This is a genomic window from Neochlamydia sp. S13, assembly GCF_000648235.2.
In the GTDB taxonomy this organism is placed as follows: Bacteria; Chlamydiota; Chlamydiia; order Chlamydiales; family Parachlamydiaceae; genus Neochlamydia.
Map to the genome: position 1 here is coordinate 576,398 of NZ_AP017977.1, position 22,728 is coordinate 599,125.

At 37.6% G+C, this 22,728-nt stretch carries 18 protein-coding genes, 2 tRNA genes and 1 pseudogene; 10 read left to right on the plus strand and 11 right to left on the minus strand.

Features of this window, described 5'->3' with window-relative positions:
- The first annotated feature begins 313 nt into the window (after positions 1-313).
- Both TY21_RS02220 and TY21_RS11390 read left to right on the plus strand, forming a co-directional pair.
- The gene (locus TY21_RS02220) at positions 314-952 is read left to right on the plus strand and encodes a phosphorelay protein (protein WP_042244090.1); all 639 of its coding nucleotides are present in this window, start codon (positions 314-316) and stop codon (positions 950-952) included.
- A 280-nt stretch (positions 953-1,232) separates the two neighbouring features.
- Entirely contained in the window at positions 1,233-1,388 is a 156-nt protein-coding gene (locus tag TY21_RS11390) for a hypothetical protein (protein ID WP_232044384.1), read from the plus strand.
- A 27-nt stretch (positions 1,389-1,415) separates the two neighbouring features.
- Here the strand turns inward: TY21_RS11390 and TY21_RS02225 are convergent.
- A tRNA-Ser gene (locus TY21_RS02225) sits at positions 1,416-1,502 on the minus strand.
- A 146-nt stretch (positions 1,503-1,648) separates the two neighbouring features.
- Here TY21_RS02225 and TY21_RS02230 point away from each other — a divergent pair.
- From TY21_RS02230 to TY21_RS10940, 5 genes are all read left to right on the plus strand, one after another.
- Positions 1,649-2,475 (plus strand): IS5 family transposase gene (locus TY21_RS02230; RefSeq protein ID WP_232044385.1). Its coding sequence is split into 2 segments (ribosomal slippage): positions 1,649-2,036 and positions 2,036-2,475, totalling 828 coding nucleotides; the frame shifts between segments, so codons are not numbered across the junction.
- A gap of 427 nt (positions 2,476-2,902) precedes the next feature.
- Positions 2,903-3,115, plus strand: a complete 213-nt coding sequence (locus TY21_RS02235; protein ID WP_039385490.1) for a CsbD family protein — start codon at positions 2,903-2,905, stop codon at positions 3,113-3,115.
- Between the two features lie 2 nt (positions 3,116-3,117).
- On the plus strand, positions 3,118-3,627 hold the full coding sequence (locus TY21_RS02240; protein WP_042244095.1) for a ferritin-like domain-containing protein: 510 nt from the start codon (positions 3,118-3,120) through the stop codon (positions 3,625-3,627).
- Between the two features lie 512 nt (positions 3,628-4,139).
- Complete coding sequence (locus TY21_RS02245; protein ID WP_042244097.1) at positions 4,140-4,712, plus strand: DNA polymerase ligase N-terminal domain-containing protein; 573 nt, start codon at positions 4,140-4,142, stop codon at positions 4,710-4,712.
- Between the two features lie 306 nt (positions 4,713-5,018).
- Positions 5,019-5,183, plus strand: a complete 165-nt coding sequence (locus tag TY21_RS10940; RefSeq protein ID WP_158623005.1) for a hypothetical protein — start codon at positions 5,019-5,021, stop codon at positions 5,181-5,183.
- Positions 5,184-6,412: 1,229 nt separating this feature from the next.
- Here TY21_RS10940 and TY21_RS11395 read toward each other — a convergent pair.
- Positions 6,413-6,610 (minus strand): hypothetical protein, encoded by a 198-nt coding sequence (locus tag TY21_RS11395; RefSeq protein ID WP_232044386.1) that lies wholly within the window; start codon positions 6,608-6,610, stop codon positions 6,413-6,415.
- A 1-nt stretch (position 6,611) separates the two neighbouring features.
- Between TY21_RS11395 and TY21_RS11800 the strand changes: the two genes are divergently transcribed.
- The 3 genes and pseudogenes from TY21_RS11800 to TY21_RS02260 all read left to right on the plus strand — a co-directional run bounded on the left by TY21_RS11800 (position 6,612) and on the right by TY21_RS02260 (position 8,517).
- On the plus strand, positions 6,612-6,800 hold the full coding sequence (locus tag TY21_RS11800) for a Fic/DOC family N-terminal domain-containing protein (protein ID WP_368668644.1): 189 nt from the start codon (positions 6,612-6,614) through the stop codon (positions 6,798-6,800).
- A gap of 47 nt (positions 6,801-6,847) precedes the next feature.
- Positions 6,848-7,673 (plus strand): annotated as a pseudogene (locus TY21_RS02255) (IS5 family transposase).
- 61 nt (positions 7,674-7,734) lie between these two features.
- The gene (locus TY21_RS02260) at positions 7,735-8,517 is read left to right on the plus strand and encodes a Fic family protein (protein ID WP_197725079.1); all 783 of its coding nucleotides are present in this window, start codon (positions 7,735-7,737) and stop codon (positions 8,515-8,517) included.
- Between the two features lie 603 nt (positions 8,518-9,120).
- On the opposite strand, the gene TY21_RS02265 is transcribed toward TY21_RS02260, so the two are convergent.
- The 9 genes from TY21_RS02265 to TY21_RS02305 form a co-directional block, all read right to left on the minus strand.
- Positions 9,121-9,207, minus strand: a tRNA-Ser gene (locus tag TY21_RS02265).
- Between the two features lie 387 nt (positions 9,208-9,594).
- Positions 9,595-11,061, minus strand: coding sequence for a leucine-rich repeat domain-containing protein (locus TY21_RS02270; RefSeq protein ID WP_052354567.1), 1,467 nt, complete (start codon positions 11,059-11,061; stop codon positions 9,595-9,597).
- A gap of 200 nt (positions 11,062-11,261) precedes the next feature.
- On the minus strand, positions 11,262-12,791 hold the full coding sequence (locus TY21_RS02275) for a carboxypeptidase M32 (protein ID WP_042241900.1): 1,530 nt from the start codon (positions 12,789-12,791) through the stop codon (positions 11,262-11,264).
- A gap of 462 nt (positions 12,792-13,253) precedes the next feature.
- Complete coding sequence (locus TY21_RS02280) at positions 13,254-14,936, minus strand: leucine-rich repeat domain-containing protein (protein ID WP_052354566.1); 1,683 nt, start codon at positions 14,934-14,936, stop codon at positions 13,254-13,256.
- A gap of 334 nt (positions 14,937-15,270) precedes the next feature.
- Complete coding sequence (locus TY21_RS02285) at positions 15,271-17,337, minus strand: ATP-dependent Clp protease ATP-binding subunit (RefSeq protein WP_042241897.1); 2,067 nt, start codon at positions 17,335-17,337, stop codon at positions 15,271-15,273.
- Between the two features lie 539 nt (positions 17,338-17,876).
- Entirely contained in the window at positions 17,877-18,914 is a 1,038-nt protein-coding gene (queA, locus tag TY21_RS02290; RefSeq protein ID WP_042241894.1) for a tRNA preQ1(34) S-adenosylmethionine ribosyltransferase-isomerase QueA, read from the minus strand.
- 253 nt (positions 18,915-19,167) lie between these two features.
- Positions 19,168-20,010 carry a SpoIID/LytB domain-containing protein gene (locus TY21_RS02295; protein WP_042241892.1) on the minus strand — a complete coding sequence of 281 codons (843 nt, stop codon included), beginning with the start codon at positions 20,008-20,010 and terminating at the stop codon, positions 19,168-19,170.
- 10 nt (positions 20,011-20,020) lie between these two features.
- Entirely contained in the window at positions 20,021-21,022 is a 1,002-nt protein-coding gene (gene ruvB, locus TY21_RS02300) for a Holliday junction branch migration DNA helicase RuvB (protein ID WP_042241890.1), read from the minus strand.
- Between the two features lie 9 nt (positions 21,023-21,031).
- Positions 21,032-22,390 carry a sodium-dependent transporter gene (locus TY21_RS02305; protein ID WP_042241887.1) on the minus strand — a complete coding sequence of 453 codons (1,359 nt, stop codon included), beginning with the start codon at positions 22,388-22,390 and terminating at the stop codon, positions 21,032-21,034.
- Between the last annotated feature and the right edge of the window lie 338 nt (positions 22,391-22,728).

Genomic DNA, 22,728 nt, shown 5'->3' on the forward strand with positions numbered 1-22,728 from the left:
ATAATACTTAAATCAAAAAATTAATAGATGCATTTTATGTTATAAGAATGTTAATTGTCAAATAGATCTTGTGCTTTACTGCCGCAGCCCACCCCAAAGTTATAGAGCTTGTTTGGGGAGAGAGGCTGTCAAGAAAACCTCAGTTTTAGCATGAAGCTTAAAACCATCATTCAAGCAGCCAATTAGTGGCGGATTGAGCGGCCATATAAGCTGCAGGGGAGCCAGCGAGCAAGCTTTAAAAATAGAAAAGATAAAGCTCAAACTAATCTTTCTTTTAACACAATATATAAGCTAAATTGTAAGGAAAGTATTCATGCAGGTTTTATGTGTCGATCAAGATAAAAACTTTTGTAATTTTATAAAAAGAGAGGGGGAAGCTTTAGGGGTGCGCGTAAGTGGAGTAATGACGTTTGACCAGGCACAAGAAAGAATGAGGGATCAAAGCTCGTATGCCTGTATTTTCAATTCCTCTCACTGCGATCACCTAGCTACGGTTGATCAACTTTCCTTTTCTTTAGCATATGATGATTTGCCTACTGTTTCATTATTGCAGGAGCTTAAAGCAACTCAAAAAGTACGTTATATAGCAGGAAAGATGATGAGTTCTGAAGAAGCTCGTTATCTCTTAGCTCAGTTATGCCAGCTTGAAGCTTACGAGAAACTTAAAGGCGACTGGGTAGCAGAAATTCCAGAGCAGCTAATGAAGGCCTATGAGATCTCTAGCTATGAAAAATTAGGCATAATAGAAAAGCTAATCAAAAATAATTCCCATCAGCCTGCTTGGGAAGAATTACAATTCATTGTCCACAAAATAGCAGGCAGTGCAGGCTTTTATGGTCGCTTCATGGCTTGTGAAATATGTAAAAAAATGGAAATACACATCAAACAAAAAGAGTATGCTCTTATTGATTTAAACTCTTTTTATCGCCAGCTTTATCTTTATATTCAATAAACGGCTTTTCCAAAGAAATGAGGCTAAACTCGGGCCAACACCTTTCCTTTATTTATATAAATCCGTCAGGCTAAAATAGCGCTTCTTCCTTTGTATCAAAAGGAGAGAAAACCCTATTAATTAATAAGCAAAAATTGTCAAGGAATACAATTTTTAATGACTATAAGCTCTAAATTTATCTGGGTTTTGATAAACAGACAAGAAAGCTAAGAGTAAGCCAAAAGGTGGCCTTATTCATCTCTTATTTTTCTATCCCATTTAAAAATGCTTAGAGCCGGCCGTGTTATACTTTTCAACTTTTTTTAAGGCGACCCTTAATCATTTGTATATTGATACTCCTGAAGAGGGGCAGCCCATTGATTCTATCGTGCGCGGGAATCTAAAAAATCTTTTTCAAAAAACGATGGATGGAAAAAATGATTGCTATCACAAATAATCACTTGTAGGGGGTTAAAAAATAAATCGGAAGAGGAGGGATTTGAACCCCCGTTACCCTTACGAGTAAATCTGTTTTCGAGACAGACGCATTCAGCCACTCTGCCACTCTTCCTGGAGCAAATATCTTGCCAAAAACAGATTCAAAACACAATCTTTTTTCAAAAAAAGGGAAAGAATAAATAAAAATAGACCTCTTTCGAAACTGGAATAAAATGTAAATTTTAGTAAAATGGTGACTCAACATTTAAAGGAGGCACCATGAAATTTGATAAGATAGAGAAATTAGATGATGAACGATTTCGCAGATTGACAGGGGTAAAGCGTGGTACCTTTGATAAGATGGTGCAAATTTTACAGCAAGCCGATGCGGCCAAGAAGATTAAAGGCGGGCGTAAATATAAACTACGTTTAGAAGACATGCTGCTAATGACCTTGGAATATATGCGAGAATATAGGACCTATTTCCATATTAGCCAAAGCTATGGAATCAGTGAAAGTTCAGCTTATAAAGCGGTGAAATGGATTGAAGATACGTTAATCAAGCATCCAGATTTTGCTTTACCGGGACGTAAAGAGCTTTTGAAAAGCGATACGGAATATGAGGTTATTTTAATTGATGCTACAGAAACGCCTATTGAGCGCCCTAAAAAAAACAAAAGCGCTATTATTCAGGGAAAAAGAAAAAACATACCCTAAAGACCCAAGTTGTAGTCGATAAGAAGAGTAAAAAAGTAATTTGTACCACATTTGGCAATGGCAAAAAGCATGATTTTAGGCTATTCAAAGAATCTCAGGTTAAAATTAATCCACAAATAAGAGTGTTAACCGATTCAGGATATCAAGGATTAACAAAGCTACATGCCCAAACCCAGATGCCCAAGAAAAAAAGTAAGAAGAAGCCTTTAACTCAAGAGGATAAAAGAACAAACCAAAGTTTATCCAGAGAAAGAGTTGCCAATGAAAACGTCATTGGCCTCCTTAAGCGATTTAAAATTATAGCCGATCGCTACAGAAATAGACGTAAAAGATTTGCACTTCGCTTCAACTTGATTGCAGCGATCTATAACTGGGAATTAAATACGTGAGTTTCGAAAGAGGTCTAATGATTCTTCACTTTCACTAAAGTGAGCAGTATATTTTTACCTTTTTTCCTAGAAAAGCTGTCATGCTTTAAAAAATTCGTAAAATTGCTTAAAATAATGTTGACCTTCAAGATCACATTTGCCATATTTAAATTACGTCTACCCTATTTGAGTACACTTAAGTAGGGCTTAAAATTTTGTCGCCTTTCGGATGAAAATATTCGAAACATAAGAAAACTATTAAAATTAACCTCTATAAGGTTAATAAAAGGAGTCTCATGAAAGCGCAAAAGAAAAATACAGCACGTAAATCTGCAACACATCGTTCACTAGCAAAAAAAATTCTTCTAAAAGTAATTACGGATAAAAGCCGTAAATCCAGCCTAACTTAATAAAATCTGATTAAACCTTTAACTATACAGGAGAAAAAATGAATAAAGAATTTTTCGAGGGTAGTTGGCATGAGCTCAAAGGGAAAATTAAGGAAAAATGGGGCAAATTGACTGATGATGATCTTTTGAGGATTGATGGAAGCTGGGAGCAAATGTTAGGTAGCTTGGAAAAAAACTATGGTTATAAAAAAGACCAAGCAGAAAAAGAATTAAGTAAATGGAAAAATGAAAGCACACACTTAGGGAGGTAAATATGAAGCTTACTAGTATGGAAGATCTACTTGTCTATGAGTTACAAGACCTTTTAAGTGGGGAAATGCAGATGGTGGAAGCCTTGCCCCTCATGCAAAAAGCCGCTTCTCATCCTGAGCTAAAAGCAGCTTTTGAAAAGCATTTGCAGGAAACTAAACAGCAGGTTAAGCGATTAGAAATTGCTTTATCCTACTTAGATGCAGAAGCTAGTTATACTACCGTTTGCAAGGCTATGAAAGGTATGATTGCAGAGGGCGAGGAGATTATGAAAATTCATGCTCCTGACGATCTAAAAGATGCTGGTCTGATCGGTGCAGCCCAAAAAATCGAGCACTATGAAATTGCTGGTTACGGGACGGCAAAAGCCCATGCGGCATGGCTGAGTTTAGACGAGGTAGTAAACCTTTTGGATGAGACCTTGCAAGAAGAGGCCAGTACCGACAAAAAGCTGACCAAGCTTGCTGAAGGTTCCATGTTTACTTCAGGGATAAATAAGCAGGCCTCCAAATAACCAATCAAGAGGTTATTCCGAAAGCATGCTTAGCATGCTTTCGGGAGTACGACATGTTAGGCGCGGAAAAATGTTTTAAAAAATACCGACTTTTAATATCTCGGTAAAATCTTAATTAATGATAAATGATTTATCTAAAAATTAAAATTTAAGGGATAAAGAAAGATTTATTTAGGGCTTTAGGCATTAGTGCTCTTAAAAGTTTTTTAAGAAATAGCTGCAGCTGCCTATCTTGTGATTATCCTTAATTTCTCCACCTCTAACTTGATATATTCCCTTTAAAAAATTTAAAGCTCTTAAACTTATGGCTCATTCTTTGATTTTACAGCCTTAATAATATTTAAACGGCTACACACATATTAAGAGAGAGGGAGAAATAATGAGCAAAAGTCCACAGAAAAAAGGTTTAATTAAAGCTAATGAGCTTTACCTTTTTAATCACTTAATGAGGATTAATTAAAAATAAACTCAGGTAATTGGCCGAAAAAGTTTAATCGTTAAGCGAGAATAGAATGATATTAAAAGCTTATCAGCAAAAAAAGACATTAAAAAAACCTCTTGCCCCTGTGCCAGAGCTATCTCTAGACCCTTCTTGCGGTTTGCCCATTTTTTGTATACAAAAACATGCCGCTTCTCATTTACATTATGATTTTAGAGTCGAATGTCAAGGCGTGCTTATAAGTTGGGCTATCCCCAAGGGCCCTTCCCTTAATCCTTACAACAAACGCTTAGCTATTCGTGTAGAAGACCACCCCTTAGCTTATCGTCATTTTGAAGGAGTTATCCCTCCAGGGAATTATGGAGCAGGAGAAGTGGTTCTTTGGGATGAAGGGATTTACACTTTAGCGGGATTAAAGGCCAAAAAGGATATTGAGAATGCTTGCTTAAAAGGTTTAGAAAAGGGCCACTTAGAGATAGAGTTGTATGGCCATAAATTAAAAGGCGGTTTTGTCTTGCAGCAATGGAAAAAAGAGAAAGATAAAAATTGGTTATTGATTAAACGTAAAGATCAATATGTGGATTTAAAAATAGATGTGTTAGAGCACAATCAATCCGTGCGCACTTGCTTTCCTAACACCTTTTAAATAAGATTTTTAGTAACAGATGAGTAAGTTAAAAACAGTGAAGAGAGCAAGCATTAGGGAGATCCTGCTTAAAGAGTAAGGAATAGCTGGACAAATGCACAAGATAAGGCGTAAAACATACAACGATCTTCACACTTTTATATAAGGAACCTGCGAAGATAAGCTGAAAAAATTATTCCTTTTTTTCTCTTAGAGAATAAAAAAGTTATTTTAGGATCACTGTTTTAAAGAAGGAATGGTAGGTTGAGATAAAAATTTAGGCGATATTACAATTGGTAGGATGACGATATTGCCTGAAGGTAGCGTATGTCGTCATCGAATTTCAACCGTAGAAATATTGCTTCTGCAGTTGTGGCGTTGCTGAAAAGAGAAGCAACAAAAACAAAAAATCAGTATCAATTCGTTAATTTTGCAGATCATCGCACAAGGTCCCAGTATTGCCCTCCCCACGAAAAAGGTTATTTTTCATGATCTAGATCATCTTGCCGGCACATGGAGCCGTTAAGTAAGCATTTGATGAGCATATAAAATCTTTTGAAAAGTTTTATAAAGAGCGTTAGCCCTCCACCTATTCTGTTTGATACCCATACTTAAGCATCCTTTAAAAGAAATGAGGCAGCAATAATTGAAATTGTCCAGCATGTCGAAGGGATAGCCATAAGTCTTATCGTGATTGGAGAGGTGATAGCAGGATTTGATGGAGATAGCAGAGCCAACGAAAATAAGATGGAATTACAGAGATTATTAGAATCTTCCAAAATAAGAGTGTATCCTATTACACCTGATACCCCTCCTTTTTTTCGCAAATCTATTGTACTCTTAAAAGCAAGGGTGGACCTATCCCAACACATGATATGTGGATTGCCTCGCAGGCCTTGGAGCATGGAGATGCGGTACGTACACACGACAAGCACTTTGGCTTTATAGAGGGATGAATATCTAGAAGTACCAATACGGCTTTATTTGTGGAGAAAGAATGAAGGCAGGGAGCCCTCTCCGCACTTTTCATGGTGAGAATTTGCCGATTTGCTGCAGGAATTATTTCTTTTTTTAGCCTAAATAGTTGAATCTACAGAAGATTGTGGATCTTCTAAGGGGGAATGATCACTAGAAGAAAAAACACCCAAAGAGTGATGGCGATATGAATGCTGGGCTTAGGTTATGTACAGCTAAGTTGAAAAAAAATATTTAAAGGCGATTAAAGCAATCTAATGCTCTTAGATCGTTGTATTTAATGGCATGTCCTTGGAAACCCTTTTAATTAAGCCTAAAATTTTAGTGAAGATGCTACTCAAGCTTAAGGCACGATAGAGGGGAAAATTTTTAAGGGGGTAATGAATGTGGCTCCTAGATGGGTAAATTATAGGCGATAGCAAGAAAAATAAATGTGTTTGCAGTAGCAGTGCTGGCAAAATAGGTTTATTGCCCTGTCTGATAAACTCCTAAGTGGCGGAGAAGATGGGCGCGGTCTTCGCACTTTTTCCTGGCGTGAATTCGGCACTCTCCAAAAGGAATTGCTTCCTGTTGCAGCTTACCACAAATTTTGGTAACAGAAAACGGTCTTATTTGTACTAGCGATGAAAAGAATCGACCTTATTATCGAACATTAAATAATTCGAGAATAACAAGCAGTCTCATTCCCAAAGGTGATTATAAAGATCTTTGTTATTAGCGAATATTGACATTTTCGATAATAAGTGCTAGGGTATCCCTATAGCCACAGAGGAATGAATGGACATACTACAATCACCTGCCGGACAAATTATAAAATCTTTAAGTGGATATAAAGCTTTCGTACCAAATCCACTACCACCCCCATTCAAGTGGACCACCCAAATAGTAAGTGCTTTGTCACGAGCAGATTTTTTATTAGGTAAATTGGCTCGAGAAGGAGGCAAATTGCCCAATCCTCATCTATTAATGAGACCCTTTATTACCCGTGAAGCTGTTCTTTCGAGCAAAATCGAAGGTACTCAAGCAACTATTGGAGAAATACTAGCAGCTAGCGTCGGGATTAGTGTACAACGAAACCCCGATGATCTTCGGGAAGTGCAAAATTATATTAGACCTCTTTCGAAACTGGAATAAAATGTAAACTTTAGTAAAATGGTGACTCAACATTTAAAGGAGGCACCATGAAATTTGATAAGATAGAGAAATTAGATGATGAACGCTTTCGCAGATTGACAGGGGTAAAGCGTGGTACCTTTGATAAGATGGTGCAAATTTTACAGCAAGCCGATGCGGCCAAGAAGATTAAAGGCGGGCGTAAATATAAACTACGTTTAGAAGACATGCTGCTAATGACCTTGGAATATATGCGAGAATATAGGACCTATTTCCATATTAGCCAAAGCTATGGAATCAGTGAAAGTTCAGCTTATAAAGCGGTGAAATGGATTGAAGATACGTTAATCAAGCATCCAGATTTTGCTTTACCGGGACGTAAAGAGCTTTTGAAAAGCGATACGGAATATGAGGTTATTTTAATTGATGCTACAGAAACGCCTATTGAGCGCCCTAAAAAAAACAAAAGCGCTATTATTCAGGGAAAAAGAAAAAACATACCCTAAAGACCCAAGTTGTAGTCGATAAGAAGAGTAAAAAAGTAATTTGTACTTCATAGGGTAATGGCAAAAAGCATGATTTTAGGCTATTCAAAGAATCCCAAGTTAAAATCAATCCACAAATAAGAGTGTTAACCGATTCAGGATATCAAGGATTAACAAAGCTACATGCCCAAACCCAAGACCTAAGAAAAAAAGTAAGAAAAAGCCTTTAACTCAAGAGGATAAAAGAACAAACCAAAGTTTATCCAGAGAAAGAGTTGTCAATGAAAACGTCATTGGCCTCCTTAAGTGATTTAAAATTATAGCCGATCGCTACAGAAATAGACGTAAAAGATTTGCAATTCGCTTCAACTTGATTGCAGCAATCTATAACTGGGAATTAAATACGTGAGTTTCGAAAGAGGTCTATTGTAGCCCTCGATTACGGGATAAAACGATTAGGCGATCTTCCTTTGTCATTGAGGCTCATTAAAGAAATTCATCACCATTTAATGCAAGGTGTTAGAGGGTCACATGCAACCCCTGGAGGATTTAGGCGTAGCCAAAACTGGATAGAAACACCAGGTTGTACGCTCAATACGGCCAAATTTGTTCCTCCTCCACCAGATCACTTGATGGATTGCTTAGGTGAATTTGAAAAATTTCTACATGAAAGGCAGCTTCCGCCTTTAATTCATACTGCCCTATGCCATTATCAGTTTGAAGCCATTCATCCATTTTTGGATGGAAATGGACGCATTGGCCGGCTGCTAATTATATTATTGTTGATCGAGCAAAAAATGTTGCCAACTCCGATCTTGTACTTAAGTGCCTTTTTTGAAGCTACACGTGATGAGTATTATAAGCAGCTTTATAACGTGAGTGCTAGAGGCACATGGCATGAATGGCTGATTTATTTTTTGAATGGCATTGCGGTGCAAACCGAAGATGTGTTGTCGCGGGTAGAGAGAATCAATGACTTGTTGAATAAATGGAAAATGCAGGTTGCAAGCAGCACATCTAATGTTCCTGTACTGATTGTAGAACACTTTGCAGTGAACCCCTATCTTACCACGAACAGAATAGCAGAAGAACTTAAAATCGCTTATAGTACAGCTCAAAGGGGTATACAAAAGCTTGAGGAAGCGAAAATTATCAAACAGATCAACAGTACTAGACGCGATAAAATTTATTGTGCTATAGAGATACTGGCAATTCTTGAAGAAGCTACAAAAATTTATGCGGATTTTCAATGACGTCTTAGGTGAGCTAAGTATCAATTTTGTTAGAGTTGCCAATGTCAGCGAAGCTTCTTTGAAATTTCCCTGCTCTTTTTTTCTAATTATGTAATTCGACTCGCTTTCATCAGATCTCTTTGGATCCTTATCTGAATGGCATGGCAAGTTAATTTTTTATGTCCATGTTTATTTTTTTTCTGAAGCGTTTGTGGCACTCTTAAGATTGCATAAGAGAATATCTTAAAACCCTTGTTTTACCCTTATCCTTTTGCACATTATTAAAGAAATTCTAAAGTCCGTAGCTTAACCCCTGTAAGGGAGAATTGGATCTATTTATCCATGATTAAGCGGATGGTAAATCGGATTAATAAGGCAAAAGAAAGGGTTTAAGATATCCTTATACGCTTTCGAGCAACGCTTTATATAATCATATACTTAATAAAAAGTTTACTTTTACGGATAGAGCCAACCTGGAAATAGGTGAATTTCTTTTTTGGTTATGGGGAGGAAGTTTCTTTAGAAGGTATTATTTTCGAGCGTGGGATTGAAAGATAAAAAGGCGATCACAACACTGCTTGAGCCCTTTGATAAGCTTATTGCAGTGATTGATCATCCCAAGGTCGGAAGAGGTAGGATTCGAACCCACGGACCCCGTGAAGGGCCTTCTGTTTTCAAGACAGACGCAATCGGCCACTCTGCCACTCTTCCTTAAAATCTGAATGGTATCTTATAGCTGATAGAAAGTTATTTGTGCAAGCTAAATATTTGAAGATTAGCGATTCTAAATTTAAGTAGGGATACGCTTTTATGGAGATGGATTTTATTAGATTTAAAAAAAGCTGTTTTGCTAAAGGGGGAGCTTATCGATACCTGCTGGCAAGCTTTACCCTTTAATTTTAAAATTTTCTCTCCCTCTTATTTTCAGCGTTGATTTTTTCTTAACCTAAAATCAATCAATTAAAGCATGGCCTTACAGGAATTTTCTTCCTTATTTATTAACAATATATAGCTGGCTTAAATCCTTTTTGCTTTAACGGAAACAGATTCTAATTAAATGGAGACTGCTTTTGTCTCTTTAAAGTTAAAAATGCTATTTTATTCCTTGGGAACACCTTTTAATAAGTTTTCGCTTATCTCAAAGTTTTGCAGCTGAGGTAGTAGGCTACTTATTGAGGGTGGAAGAAGGATAAGGGGGTTGTTGTCTAAGTAAAGCTCTTTTAGCTCGGGGAGCTGGCCTATCTCTTCCGGAAGAACCTTCAGTTGGTTGTCGTTTAAATAGAGGATCCGTAGCTGAGGTAGGCTGCCTATTGAAATAGGAAGGCGGGTAAGTTGATTATTGCCTAAGTAAAGCTCTTGTAACTTAGAAAGTTGTCCTATTTCTTCGGGCAGAGAAGTGAGCTGGTTGTGGCTTAAATAAAGGGTGTATAGCTGAGAGAGATGACCTACTGCTGAAGGAAGGAATGAGAGCTGGTTGTTGTTTAAGCGAAGCCAGCGCAGTTGAGTAAGCTGTCCGATCGTGGAAGAAAGGAAAGTAAGCTTGTTATTGCTTATATTTAAATCCTGTAGATTTGAGAGCTGTCCTATCTCAGGCGGAAGAGAGGCGAGATCATTTCTCTCCAAATCGAGCCATTGCAGCTGAGAGAGCTGCCCCACCGATCCAGGAAGTGTATTTAGCTGATTGTCCATTAAATAAAGAGTGTGCAGTTGAGGTAGCTGTTCTATCTTAATTGAGAGAGAAGTTAATTGATTGCTGTTTAGGCAAAGCCACTGTAGGCAAGAGAGCTGGGTTATCTCTGCTGGAAGGGAGGTAAGCTTGTTATCATTTAAGTTAAGCCATTTCAGGTGAGGCAGCTGTCCTAAAGCAGTAGGAAGGGTGCTAAGATGATTGCTGCTTAAGTTAAGATTTTGAAGTTTAAATAGCTTGCTTATCTCTACCGGGAGGGTGGTCAGTTGGTTTTCGCTTAGGTAAAGAATATGAAGCTGAGACAGCTGTCCTATTTCGGGAGGTAAATAGGTCAATCTGCTGAGATTTAAATCTAAATGCTTAATATTTTTTTTATGATTTTTAATCCATTTTCTAAAAAGCTCTCCCTTTTCTTTTAGAGGTAAATGCTTGATTTTTTTCTGGCTTAAGAATTCCTCCCCACCAGGGATTTCTTTCCAAATTAAAAGGCGATTAATATTTAAAAGGTAAGAAAAATAATTACTCAAAGTGAAAGTTCTTTTTTCTTCAGTTTTCTCTTTAAACTCAAAAGGGGAGAGAGAAGTAGCTAAGATAAAAATTTGATGAAAAATTGAGCTTACCTTTTTTACTATAGGAAGATTTTCTTCTATGTGGTAAAGCTTATTGAGGATACAAGTGGGGATACTATCATACCTTGAACTTGAAGGAAAATGTAGCTTAATTATTCCTTTGTATAAAGAGGGCATGACTTCAGTAGTTAAAAGATGCTGCCAGCGTCTACAAACACTAAACAAAGAGGGTGTAGCACAATGCTCTAAAATAGGAATTAGTACTTCATTAGGAAGCCTTTCAATGGGGCTAGAAAAAATTGAATTCATTTCATCATGTCTTTAAGGTTATCTGCAGATCTTTAACTTTTTTATAGTTATCTTATAGGCTATTTGACGTTTCTTCTCATCTTCTCTTTTAGACACTAAAAGTTAAATCCTAAGATAGCTCCCACGTGAGCTTATGAGAAGCGCAAGTTTTAGTTAAATCGCGGGTTAAGATTTGCTACAATTGCTTTTATAGATCTATTTTAGAGGTTATAAATGCTTTTATATTTGTTGTACAAATAATCCATATAGGCCTCCTCGTTAAACTCTTTTTTTGTTACAAGCTTTAGCAACTTTTTGCTATCATATTGTCTGCCATAACGATGAACATGCAGATTAAGCCATTCTTTTATAAATAGTAAGTCTCCTCTGGAAACCTGTTCTTGCCAATCAGGGTGTTGTTTTTCAAAAGCGGAAAAAAGATGAGAGGCGAATAGATTACCTAAGGTATAGGTAGGAAAATAGCCAAAAGAACCCGTTGACCAATGAATATCTTGAAGGCATCCTTCCGCAGGATTGGAGGGGGTTAAATTCAAGAGCTCTTGCATCTTAGCATTCCATGCCTCAGGGATTTCATCGACTGATAAAGAGCCTTCAATCAGCGCTTTTTCTAGCTCAAAGCGCAAAATGATATGTAAGCTATAGGTAACTTCATCAGCTTCTACACGAATCAATGAGGGTTCCACCTTATTAATCGCTTTATAAAATGAAGGTATTGAAATTTTTTCTAATTGTTGAGGAAACATTTTTTGTAATAATGGAAAGAAATGCTTCCAAAAAGGCTTGCTCTGTCCAATACGAGTTTCCCACCATCTTGATTGACTTTCATGGAGCCCTAAAGAAACAGCTTCTCCTAACGGACTTCCATAATGTTCTGGAAGTAATCCCATTTCATATAATCCATGGCCCGCCTCGTGCATAATAGCAGAAATGCTGCTCATTAATGAATGAGGGTGTAGGCGAGTGGTGATACGGCTGTCCGTAGGATGGCTAGCAGAAGAGAAGGGATGAGAAGATATATCCAGTCGCCCTTTACTCTGATCATAGCCCATCGCGTTCATCAGCTGATGTCCAAATTCTAGCTGTTTTTTTGGATCAAAGCTTCCGAATAGGAAACTGTTGTCTATTTTTTTAGAACTTTTAATTTTTTTTAGAAGATTTGTGAGAGAGTTCTGTAAATTTGCAAAGATAGTAGCCACTTCAGCGGTAGAGGTATGAGGTTCGTAAAGGTCTAATAAGGCATCATAAGGGTGATCTTGATAGCCTAGTAAATCTGCTTTTTTGCGATTCATGTAAATGATTTTTTCTAAATAAGGGGCTAAAATAGAAAAGTTGTTCTGCTGTTTAGCGGTACGCCATGCCATGATGGCTTGAGACGTAGTAGCAGTAAACTCTTCTACAAAATTGGCACTAAGACATTTTTCTTGTTGGTAGTCTCTTCTCCAAACTTGCAAAGCAGCCTTTTGCTGAGCACTTAATCCTTTAGCAATTGTTTTACCCGTCTCAAGGTCGATAAGCTTTGCAAGAGATTTGGCAAATGCAGGAGAGGTTTTGGATTTGTGAATAATTCCTGCAAGTACTTTTAGCTGCTCGGAGCGAATAGCGGAGGCGGCATGGGGCATATAAGTCTCTTGATCCCAGTCTAATATAGATGTTATTCCACTTAAAATTCGACTATAACGGGATTTTTCATGCAAGGCTTCATAATCTTTTTGTGCTTGAACAGATGCCATAGTTCCTACTTTAAATTCTTTAAAGGTTTGACTTTAGCATGTAAGATGCTTTTTTTGCTAACGACATTGAGAAATCCATATCAGAAAAAGCGAGTTTTAAAAATAAAAATCTTTATTGCTTGTTGAAGAGTCTTTTCGATAAAACCTTACCCTGCTAGAGCTGGTTTTATCAGTAAAGTGCTGAGTAAATTAGATCTGAAGTTAACTTATCTCCAATTCAGACATGTTTTTTTCTTATTGTTTGAGTTGTTTTTAGCAAGAATGACTTAAAAAAAAGGGCATTTCTCCAGCAAAATCATCTCCTGTAAGTCAAAACCTTTTTGACTCTCACCGAAATAAAATTAGAACCTTCGCAAGCTAAATGACTTTATAGCAAGCTAAAGGTTATCTATATTTTATATTTTTCTAAATAGCTCTGCCTGTCTTTAACATATTAAGTAATGGAGAAACAAGCTTTGGCAGCTACAACCTAAAATGCTGTTTTATTTCCCCTGAAATATCTTGGAGTAGATTTTCATCTAAATTAAGAGTTAACCATCTAGATAACCGTGTGATCTCTATAGGAAGGGAGGCGAGTTGATTGTGCTCTAAGTTAAGGTCTTCTAGCTGGAATATTTGCCCTATTTCTGCAGGAAGAGCGGTAAGCTGGTTGTTATTTAAGGAAAGCGTTCGCAGCTGAGAGAGCTGCCCTATTTCTATCGGAAGGGCAGTGAGCTGGTTGTAATTTAACTCAAGGTATTCCAATGAAAATAACTGTCCTATTGCGGGGAAAAGGGAGGTAAGTTGGTTGTTGTTTAAGTAAAGTATTTGCAGGTGAGAAAGCTGCCCTATTTCTGCAGGAAGAGTGGTAAGCTGGTTGTTATTTAAGGAAAGCGTTCGCAGCTGAGAAAGCTGGCCAATTTCTATAGGAAGGGAAGTTAGCTGGTTGTTATTTAAGAAAAGTGCTCGCAGCTGAGAAAGCTGCCTTATTTCTATAGGAAGGGAAGTTAGCTGGTTGTTATTTATGGAAAGCGTTTGCAGCTGAGAAAGCTGCTCTATCTTTGCTGGAAGGGAAGCTAGCTGGTTTTTATCTAAGCATAGTGTTTGGAGTTGTGATAACTGCCTTATCTCTGCTGGTAGGGAGGCGAGGTGGTTGTCATTTAAGTAAAGTTCGTCTAGTCCCACAAGTTCCCCTATCTCAGCAGGTAGGGTAGTAAGCTGGTTGCTGTTTAAGTAAAGACTCCTTAGCTGAATCAAATGCCCTATTTCTTTAGGAAGGGAGGTGAGTTGGTTGTTATTTAAGTAAAGCTCTTGTAGCTGAGATAGCCTTCCTATTGCGCTGGGAAAAGTGAGAATCTGATTATTAATTAAGTTAAGGCTCCCTAGCTGAGAAAGCTGTCCTATTTCGGCAGGAAGAGTGGTGAGCTGGTTGTTGCTTAAGCCAAGGTGTTGTAGTTGTGTTAGCTGTCCTATCTTTGCAGGAAGAGTGGTAAGCTGGTTGTTGCTTAAGTCGAGCTCTTGTAGCTGAGAAAGCTGCCCTATTTCTTCAGGAAGGGAGGTAAGCTGGTTATTCTGTAAGAAAAGCTCTTGTAACTTAGAAAGCTGTCCTATTTCTAAAGGTAAAAAGGTCACGCCACTTCTTTCTAAATCTAACAGGATAATATTTTTGCTACAACTTTCAATCCAATCTCTAAAAAGCTCTCCTTTTTTTACTAAAGGCAAATGCTTAATTTTTTCTTGTTCTAAGTATTCCTTTCCCCCTGGAAATTTTTTCCAAATTAAGAGGCGATTAATATTTACGAGATAAAAGGAGTAATTAGCCAAAGTAAAATATTTCTTTTCTTCTGGTATTCCTTTGAAATCTAGAGGAGAAAGAGTGCTAACCTGAGTAAAGATTTTTTTAAAGATTTTATTTATCTTTTCTAGCTTAGAGAGCTTAGCTTCTAGCTTATAAAGCTTATCTAAAATACGAGCTTGTTCAGTAGCACTCCCTTTAGGAAAGTGAATTTTACCTATTTGCTCATAAAGAGAGGGCATTACCTCCGTAGCAAGTAGATGATGCCATTTTATACAAACGCTAGATAAAGAAGGGCTAGCGCAGGCCTTTAAAATAGGGGTGAGTATTTCATTAGGTAGGTGTTCAAGATGGGTGGAGTTAGGGCTCATTTTATTACCTCTTTAAATTGTACGCAATTTCTAGTGGTTATATTCTACAGGAAAGAATAAATTCTTAAACGGTTTTGAAGTTATTTGTTTTAAATATGGAAAAATTTTTCTTAATTTCCCTGATTTTCTAAAGAGAGGTCTGGCCAGCATTAAAACATTTTCAAGAAGAAGGGCTTAAAAAATAAGGATAAGCTTTCTACATACCTTTTACTTTTAGCAAGCAACAAACTTTTGGGTTATTAATAATCAAGGTAAAATTTTTTATAAAAAAACTTTTTATCTTTAAGTGATTAACTTTCAAAGGCTTTTTACTAATGCACATGCCTTTGACCTTTTAAGAAACCTTTGTAGGCTCAATCTTTTCTTGTTTAGCTAGACGATTGACAATTGTAGTGATGATTTCTTTAGTTACTTCCACTTCCATTTGATGCTTAGCTACAAAATTAGAAAGATGCTGATCAAGTTGCGGAAGCAAAAAATAGGCATTAAAAAGATATAATTTTTCTAAAATTTTAGGAGTTTTTACTCCTTTTGTGGCTTGATCAACTAGGACTTCGCTCGTATTATAAAACCATTTTTCATGCCACTCTTGTTGTTTTTTTAAATCTAAAAAAGTCTGAAAAGCTTTCTGTTTTACCTCTATCTTTTTAAGACACTTTTCAATTTTTCTTTCAACTGTTTGCAAATCAAGAGAAATTTTACGAAGATGAGGAGCTTGTAAAGCAAGTCCATGCAATTTTTTTTGAGAAAGTTTAGAAGCTAAATCTTCTTTTTTAGCCATTAGCTGGTTCAATTTATCTTTAAAGCTACCACCTTCTTGTAAAGAGCGCACATTTTTTATGCCTTCGGATAGTACGAAAATCGATTTGTCAGGTTGGTGACGTTTAACAATTTTACTACTCGTTTGTTCATAGATATGATTTAAAACCTTTTTAGAAATTTTGATATCCTTAGCTTCTTGGCGGTTCATATGCCTTAGAATGGTGCGAGTCTGCTCTAATGAAGCTTCCTGAATAGGTGTTTTCTTAAAACGTCTGTCTAAAGTGGTCGTTTCAATTTTCGCTTCGTATTCTTCAGGAGTGGTAATCCCTACTACATAAAATAAACTGTCGGGGGAAGTGTCTATCACACTATTGAAGCGTTGGCCTGAAATATCACTTAAGTTATGAGCTTCTTCAACCACAAGAATAATATCTTTTCTATGTTCTCCAATCTTGTCTATAAGCTGTTTTAGAGGAGATTTAAAATCAAATAGATTTCCATTTCGAGCTAATTCCCCACTATTTACATAAAAAAGCTTTTTGTTTTTAAGGATGGCAGGAACTTCTCCAGTAGCTAAACGCCAGCCTAAGCCTTTCATAAGCTCGGTTTTTCCAATTCCTGATTTACCAATAAGCAGCGGATGTTTACGGCCTGTTTCATTGTTGCAGGCTAGAGCTTGAATGATTTCATCAAGTTCTTGCTCTCTTCCATAGATAGGTTTAATCAAGCCATTTTTAATCTGTTGGGTTAGATTTATGCAATAAGGAAGCTGATTAGGACATCTATTTAGCCATCGTTTAAAGAAGAGACTGGCAATTCCACTTGCTACCGTCCCTCCGGCAATAATTGCTATAGAGATAAGGGGATTAACGATTAGATGAAGAACAAATTTGATAATATGAAGAGGAATTTCAAGAAGCCTCCAGTAAATATCCAACATATATTTGGTTTCAAAATAGGTATTGGGTTCTTTGCCTAATTCTAATAAATTAAAAGCTACAATAAGTGTACGAATAAGATTATTAAAGATTCTAAAAAGAAAGAATTGTTTAGAGGTATGCAGGAGTTTTATGCGTGCATCCTCCCCTTCATATTTTTTGATAATTTGCCTAACAGTATAAACATGTTTAGCTATTAGGTGAGCATCGAGAGCTTTTTGATCTATTGGAGGGGATTCTTCTCCTTCACCTGAGGGTAACGAGATTAAAGAGTGCAAGTGCTTAAGAGACATCCATTGAATACACTGATTCCCTCGAAAACGTTGACCTTTCTCAAAATCTGTTTTCAATGCTTCTTCTAAAAGCAATTTTCTCTCTAGGTCGGACATGTTTTTTATAATGATCCTTAGATTTTTTTTGAGCCTACATAAATGCTTAGAATTTAAGGCTTCTAAAAAAAGAGAAACTTTTTGACTGCTCTCTTTTATTATACCCGTTTGTTTTGCAAGAGCGTTGATGTTTTTTATCAAAGGAGTTTCTTCCTTTCTTATCCACTTCAATAGCTTTTTACCTAGGGAACTCCAAAAAGGCTGCTGGGCTTTAGGAGTGGGAAAACGTTTTTCAATAGCTGGGGGAGACGAACCTACAGAAGAAAAGGGAGCAGAAGGGGCAGCGGTGAAAGGGCTGATGGCTACCTTCATAATAAGGTCCTTGGTTTTGAAAATTAGGGGGTTAGTCTAGCATAACTTCTCTCGAATTTCAAATAGTTAAGCTAAAGGAGATAAGTTTCTTAACTTTACTAGGTTAGCTTCCTAGTGAGTTTGCTATTTTAGGTGAAAAAACTTAATATTTGTAAAGGTAAGAGCATGGCCAAGCTTACTTTGCTGAATAGATTAGTGCTATATAGGAATGTATAGAAGATTATTTTGCTAGCCTGCTAAGCAGCCAAAGTGTAGCCTAAAAAGAGCAAAAGGGTGGTTGCTCCTTCTGTGATGGCAAAAAATATAATTTTAGGCTATACAACGCATCCCGCGTTAAAATCATTCTACCAACGAGAGTGTTTATAAATCTAAGGCTATCTTGGCATGGATTAAAAAAGCTACCTACCCACCATTTATAACTAAAAAATCTTTTACTAGAATTGTCATAAAAATAGACCTAAAAGCTTGATGCTTTGCTTCAACTTAACTGCCAGCATTTATCATTAGGGATCAAAAAGATGAGCTCTAAAGGAGGATTGCTATAAAATTAACATGGCATCGCCGTAAGAAAGAAAGCGGTAACGTTCTTTAATAGCTTTATTATAAGCTTCTTTAATTAATTCTGGTGAAGCAAAGGCACTGACTAACATGAGTAAACTTGAACCGGGTTGATGAAAGTTGGTGAGTAGATGTTGCACGTACTTAAATTGGTAGCCCGGATGAATAAAGATGTTGGTGTTATATTTTCCTCCAGTTATCATCCCAGAAGCCGAAGCTGCGGCCTCCAGAGCACGGCAAGAAGTGGTTCCTACGCAAATTTGTCGTTTATTGATAGGTCTTTTATTAAGGCGCTCGGCTGTTTCTTGGCTAATCTCAAAGGATTCAGCGTGCATTTGGTGTTCACGTATATCCTCTACCTTAACGGGCAGAAAAGTTCCTAAACCAATATGCAATGTAAGTTTATCTACTTGAACACTTTTTTCTTCAAGTTTTTGTAGCAAATTATCTGTAAAGTGCAAGCCTGCCGTAGGTGCTGCTACAGAGCCAGGATGTTGCGCATAGACGGTTTGATAGCGCTCCTTATCTAGGGCAGGAATAGCTGTGCGGCGCATATAAGGAGGAAGAGGGATATGGCCAAATTTTTCTAAAGCTTGCGCTATATCTCCTTCATAATCGAAATTGACCACACGCTTGCCATCGGCTAAAACGTCTATAATTTTGCAGGAAAAACCTTCTTTAAAGGTCACATTGCTTCCCTTGCCTAATTTTTTGCCTGGTTTTACTAGAGCTTCCCAATCGCCTGTTGGAAGCCTTTTAATCAAAAATATCTCTGCTTTACCACCGCTAGAACGGGAACCGATAAGGCGAGAGGGAAGAACCTTGGTATTATTGAATACTAGGCTATCTCCTTTACCTAAGAAGTCAGCTAATTCATGAAAAACCATTTCATGCATATTTCCTGAAGCGCGGTCGACTACAAGTAGCCTTGTGGTATCGCGAGGCTCGCACGGGTATTGAGCGATCAACTCCTCGGGTAAATCATATAGATAATTATTTAGCGAATGCCAATCTTTCATAAAAGGTTAGATATGAGGCCCTTAAAGGTGACAGGGAATAGAGCAAGAAACCATTATAGGATGGATCGAAAAAATTTAAAAAGTTTACTAGGAATGAAAATTTGTTGAGAATATCCATCCCCTTTTAACTCAGCTTTAAAATGTCTCTTAATCGTAGGCTTTCTATATCTTTACTTTTTCTAGCTTGGCTTTCTATTTCTATCTCTGTCTAGCTTTTATAGGCAAGGTTATTAAATGAGCTTTACTATGTTAATTAATTCGCGATTAAATCTATTTGTGCACCAGGAAAAGCTTTCTTAAGAATTTGAGCGGCATGTTCACCTTGATGTGCAAGCATGGCAGCTTGATCTAAAGAAATTTTAGAATGGATAACTTGTGCATGTCCTCCATCTATTGCTTCTATACTATCCCACTTAGCCATCAACGGGCTTGAAGAGAAAGTCATTACCATATGGTGAGTTGCTTTAACAGCTTGCTCGATAAGCTTAGAAGGAGGAGAAAGAGCATATCCCTGATAGCCTATTTGTTTAGCTTCCACGTCCCAATAATCACTAGGAGCTTTTTGCTTTAGATAATAGGCATTTGTGCGTGCCGCAATGGCTACTGCAGCTAAAGCCTCTCCTGGCAGAGGTGCTTGTAATCTTGCTGCTAAGATTGTTTTCACATATTCATCAAAAGGAATCTCATTAACAATGCTAATCGTACCCCCAATATCATAGATGTAAATACGTCCTTTATATTCAATACCGTCGACTATTATGGTAGTAGCTTTGTCATCAGGCAGAATCATGAGCTGGTAAAGGCCTGGAAACTCTTCCTGCCATTTTAATCCTTCGCTTAAGGGCTGAATATATTTTTTTTTACCGATAAAACGTGTGCTTATATGCTTGTTGGTATGAGGATCATAGATTTTGTATTTACCTTTAACCTCTAACATAGCTCCTGGTTTATTATGCGTAATTAGAATTTTTAAGGTGTCCTTTGCTGCGGGCAAGGGCTTATTAAAAAATGTAGATAAAGAATCTGCTATGCCTGCATGGGCTGCATTAGACAGTAGAATGAAACCCAAGAAAGCGATGAACATTTTTTTGATCATAGTCGTTCTCCTAATTATTGATCGTTAATTTTAAATGTTGGTAGGCAAGAGATGTGACTTCACGACCGCGCGGAGTTCTTTTAATAAAACCTTGCATGATAAGGTAAGGTTCGTACACTTCTTCAATCGTATGAGCTTCTTCTCCAATAGCAACAGCAATAGTATTGAGCCCCACCGGGCCACCCTTATAATGATGAATCATCGTTTCTAAAATCTTAATATCCATTTCATCCAGACCTTTATGGTCGATGGAGAGCATTTCTAGCGCTTTTGAAACAACTTCTGGGTTAATTTTATTATTTGCACGGATTTGAGCGTAATCACGGACCCAGCGCAAAAGGTTATTAGCAATTCGTGGGGTTCCGCGTGCACGGCGGGCAATTTCTAAAGCCGCTTCAGGCGTAATATTTAAGTTTAAAATGCGCCCTGTACGCATTAAGATTTGCACCAAGATCTCCGGAGGATAAAGTTCCAAGCGACAATTAAGCGCAAAACGAGATCTTAAAGGGCTAGAAAGCAGTCCTGAGCGGGTAGTTGCGCCTGCTAAAGTGAATTTGCTTAATTTAACTTGAACGCTACGAGCATTGGGTCCACTATCGATCATAAGATCGAGCACAAAGTCTTCCATAGCAGGATAAAGATATTCTTCGATGGTGCGGTTGAGGCGATGAATTTCATCGATAAAGAGGATATCGCCATCTTTGAGGTTAGTGAGCAAGCCAGCAAGATCGCCAGGTTTCTCAATGACTGGGCCTGAGGTTATCACTATATTAGTACCCATTACCTTAGCAAGAATATTAGCAAGCGTTGTTTTTCCTAAACCTGGTGGCCCAGAAAAAAGGCAATGCCCTAATGCTTCTTTACGTTGCTTGGCAGCTTCTATAAGAACAGTTAGCCGTTCACGTAGCTGATCTTGGCCGATAAAATCAGCCAATGATTGAGGGCGTAAGGGGACTTCAAAAGTAACATCTTCTTGACTTAGAGTAGATTCAATGTAATTTTTTGATTCCATAATTTATCTTTAGGAAAAGAACCCTAAGGCGTTTAGGAAAACAAATATTATTAAGATAGGAGACATAATTTTAAAGCAAAACCTAAAATAATGCAAGAGCCAAGGATGATTGTCAAAAAAATGAGAAGAGCCTAATTTTAAACTATTTAAGCTATGTGTAGTGCCCCATATCCATCCTACAAGGATTACGGCTAAAAAGCCTCCTACCGGAATAAGGATAGCGTTAGCAAGAAAATCAGTAAGAGCAAGAAAAGTCATCCCATGCCAGCGTATATCAGCTAGGATACTGCTTGAAAGAGCACTAGGAATACCTATTAAGAAAGCGCCTAAGCCACAAATGAGTACGGCTTGCCGACGTTTCCATCCCCATTCGTCCATTAAATAAGCGATTGTAGGCTCCATTGCAGATATTTCTGAGGTAGTTGCTGCTAAAACTACGAGCAAAAAGAACATGCTTGCTAGAAAATGCCCACCAGGAAGATGACTGAATACCCAAGGGAGGGTATGAAAAATAAGGCCCGAACCTTGATCAGGTTTTAAATCTACAGAAAAAACAATGGTGAAGACAGCGACCGCTGAAAGTAAGGAGACTAGTGTATCCATAAGCACAACAGGATAGCTACTTTTTACTAAATTTTCATCAGGCTTTAAATAACTTCCATAAGTTACTATAGTGCCCTGCCCTATGCTAAGGGTAAAAAATGATTGACCTAGCGCGGCTAAGATAGCAGCGGGAGTGATAAGGCTCCAATCTGGTTTGAGTAAAAATTCTAGCCCTCGCTGAGCATTTGGCATCTTTAAGCCGGTGCCCACTAAATAAAGAAGGACTAAAAATAGTAAGGGCATCATGATTTTGTTACCTCGCTCGATGCCGTTACGCACTCCAAGATATAGAATGCCAATACAGATAAGGAGAAAACAAAAATGAAAGCCTATCCCCCATAGTGGGTTATTCATAAGGTTGCGATGATGATCAGCCACTTGAGCAGCCGAGGTAAAATTCGAAAGATTTCCTTGGACTGCCTCTACTAGATATCCCAGCACCCACCCAGCGACTGCACTATAGAAAGAACTAACAATAAATCCTGTAAGAATGGTTAGCTTTCCTGCCCAGGACCATGCTAATTTGCCTCCTAAAAGGCGGAAAGCTCCGCTGGGACTTGTTTGCGCTGTTCGACCGATTAACATCTCTGCCATAAAGACTGGAAATCCAATCAGGAATAAGCACAGTAAGTAAACGATAATAAAAGCAGAGCCTCCATATTGCCCCACAATGTAAGGAAAGCGCCAGATATTAGCGAGTCCAACCGCTGATCCTGCCACGGCAAAGATAAAGCCAAGGCGAGAACCCCATAAAGGTCTTGTCATTCAGTGTTCCTGTTTGTTAACCGGCATTGATCATCTATTCAGCTTGGCAATTTGGCCGCTTATAATCTAAAAGGCGCGGTGTATTTTTTTAGGGTTGCCAAAAGTGTAGCGAAGTCTTTAAATATTTGCATTATAAAATCTATTCGATAGCTGGTAAGTTCAAAGCAGATGGGATGTAATAAACCATTCTAAGAGATTGGCAAGCTACAGTTAACTTTAGATATTAAAAAAGTTTTTCCTTTTGAACACTTTAAGCTTTTTATTATCTTGCCTGTCATTTTCTAATGGTAGAGGGGATGATTTTAGATAGCGGCAGTAAAAAGAATAACTGCATAAGT

What these genes read in the sequence shown, in the direction of transcription:
- TY21_RS02220 (WP_042244090.1), top strand. Translation starts at nt 314, where the DNA reads ATGCAGGTTTTATGTGTCGATCAAGATAAAAACTTTTGTAATTTTATA.
- TY21_RS02235 (WP_039385490.1), top strand. Translation starts at nt 2,903, where the DNA reads ATGAATAAAGAATTTTTCGAGGGTAGTTGGCATGAGCTCAAAGGGAAA.
- TY21_RS02240 (WP_042244095.1), top strand. Translation starts at nt 3,118, where the DNA reads ATGAAGCTTACTAGTATGGAAGATCTACTTGTCTATGAGTTACAAGAC.
- TY21_RS02245 (WP_042244097.1), top strand. Translation starts at nt 4,140, where the DNA reads ATGATATTAAAAGCTTATCAGCAAAAAAAGACATTAAAAAAACCTCTT.
- TY21_RS10940 (WP_158623005.1), top strand. Translation starts at nt 5,019, where the DNA reads ATGTCGTCATCGAATTTCAACCGTAGAAATATTGCTTCTGCAGTTGTG.
- TY21_RS02270 (WP_052354567.1), bottom strand. Translation starts at nt 11,061, where the DNA reads ATGAATTCAATTTTTTCTAGCCCCATTGAAAGGCTTCCTAATGAAGTA.
- TY21_RS02275 (WP_042241900.1), bottom strand. Translation starts at nt 12,791, where the DNA reads ATGGCATCTGTTCAAGCACAAAAAGATTATGAAGCCTTGCATGAAAAA.
- TY21_RS02280 (WP_052354566.1), bottom strand. Translation starts at nt 14,936, where the DNA reads ATGAGCCCTAACTCCACCCATCTTGAACACCTACCTAATGAAATACTC.
- TY21_RS02285 (WP_042241897.1), bottom strand. Translation starts at nt 17,337, where the DNA reads ATGAAGGTAGCCATCAGCCCTTTCACCGCTGCCCCTTCTGCTCCCTTT.
- queA (WP_042241894.1), bottom strand. Translation starts at nt 18,914, where the DNA reads ATGAAAGATTGGCATTCGCTAAATAATTATCTATATGATTTACCCGAG.
- TY21_RS02295 (WP_042241892.1), bottom strand. Translation starts at nt 20,010, where the DNA reads ATGATCAAAAAAATGTTCATCGCTTTCTTGGGTTTCATTCTACTGTCT.
- ruvB (WP_042241890.1), bottom strand. Translation starts at nt 21,022, where the DNA reads ATGGAATCAAAAAATTACATTGAATCTACTCTAAGTCAAGAAGATGTT.
- TY21_RS02305 (WP_042241887.1), bottom strand. Translation starts at nt 22,390, where the DNA reads ATGACAAGACCTTTATGGGGTTCTCGCCTTGGCTTTATCTTTGCCGTG.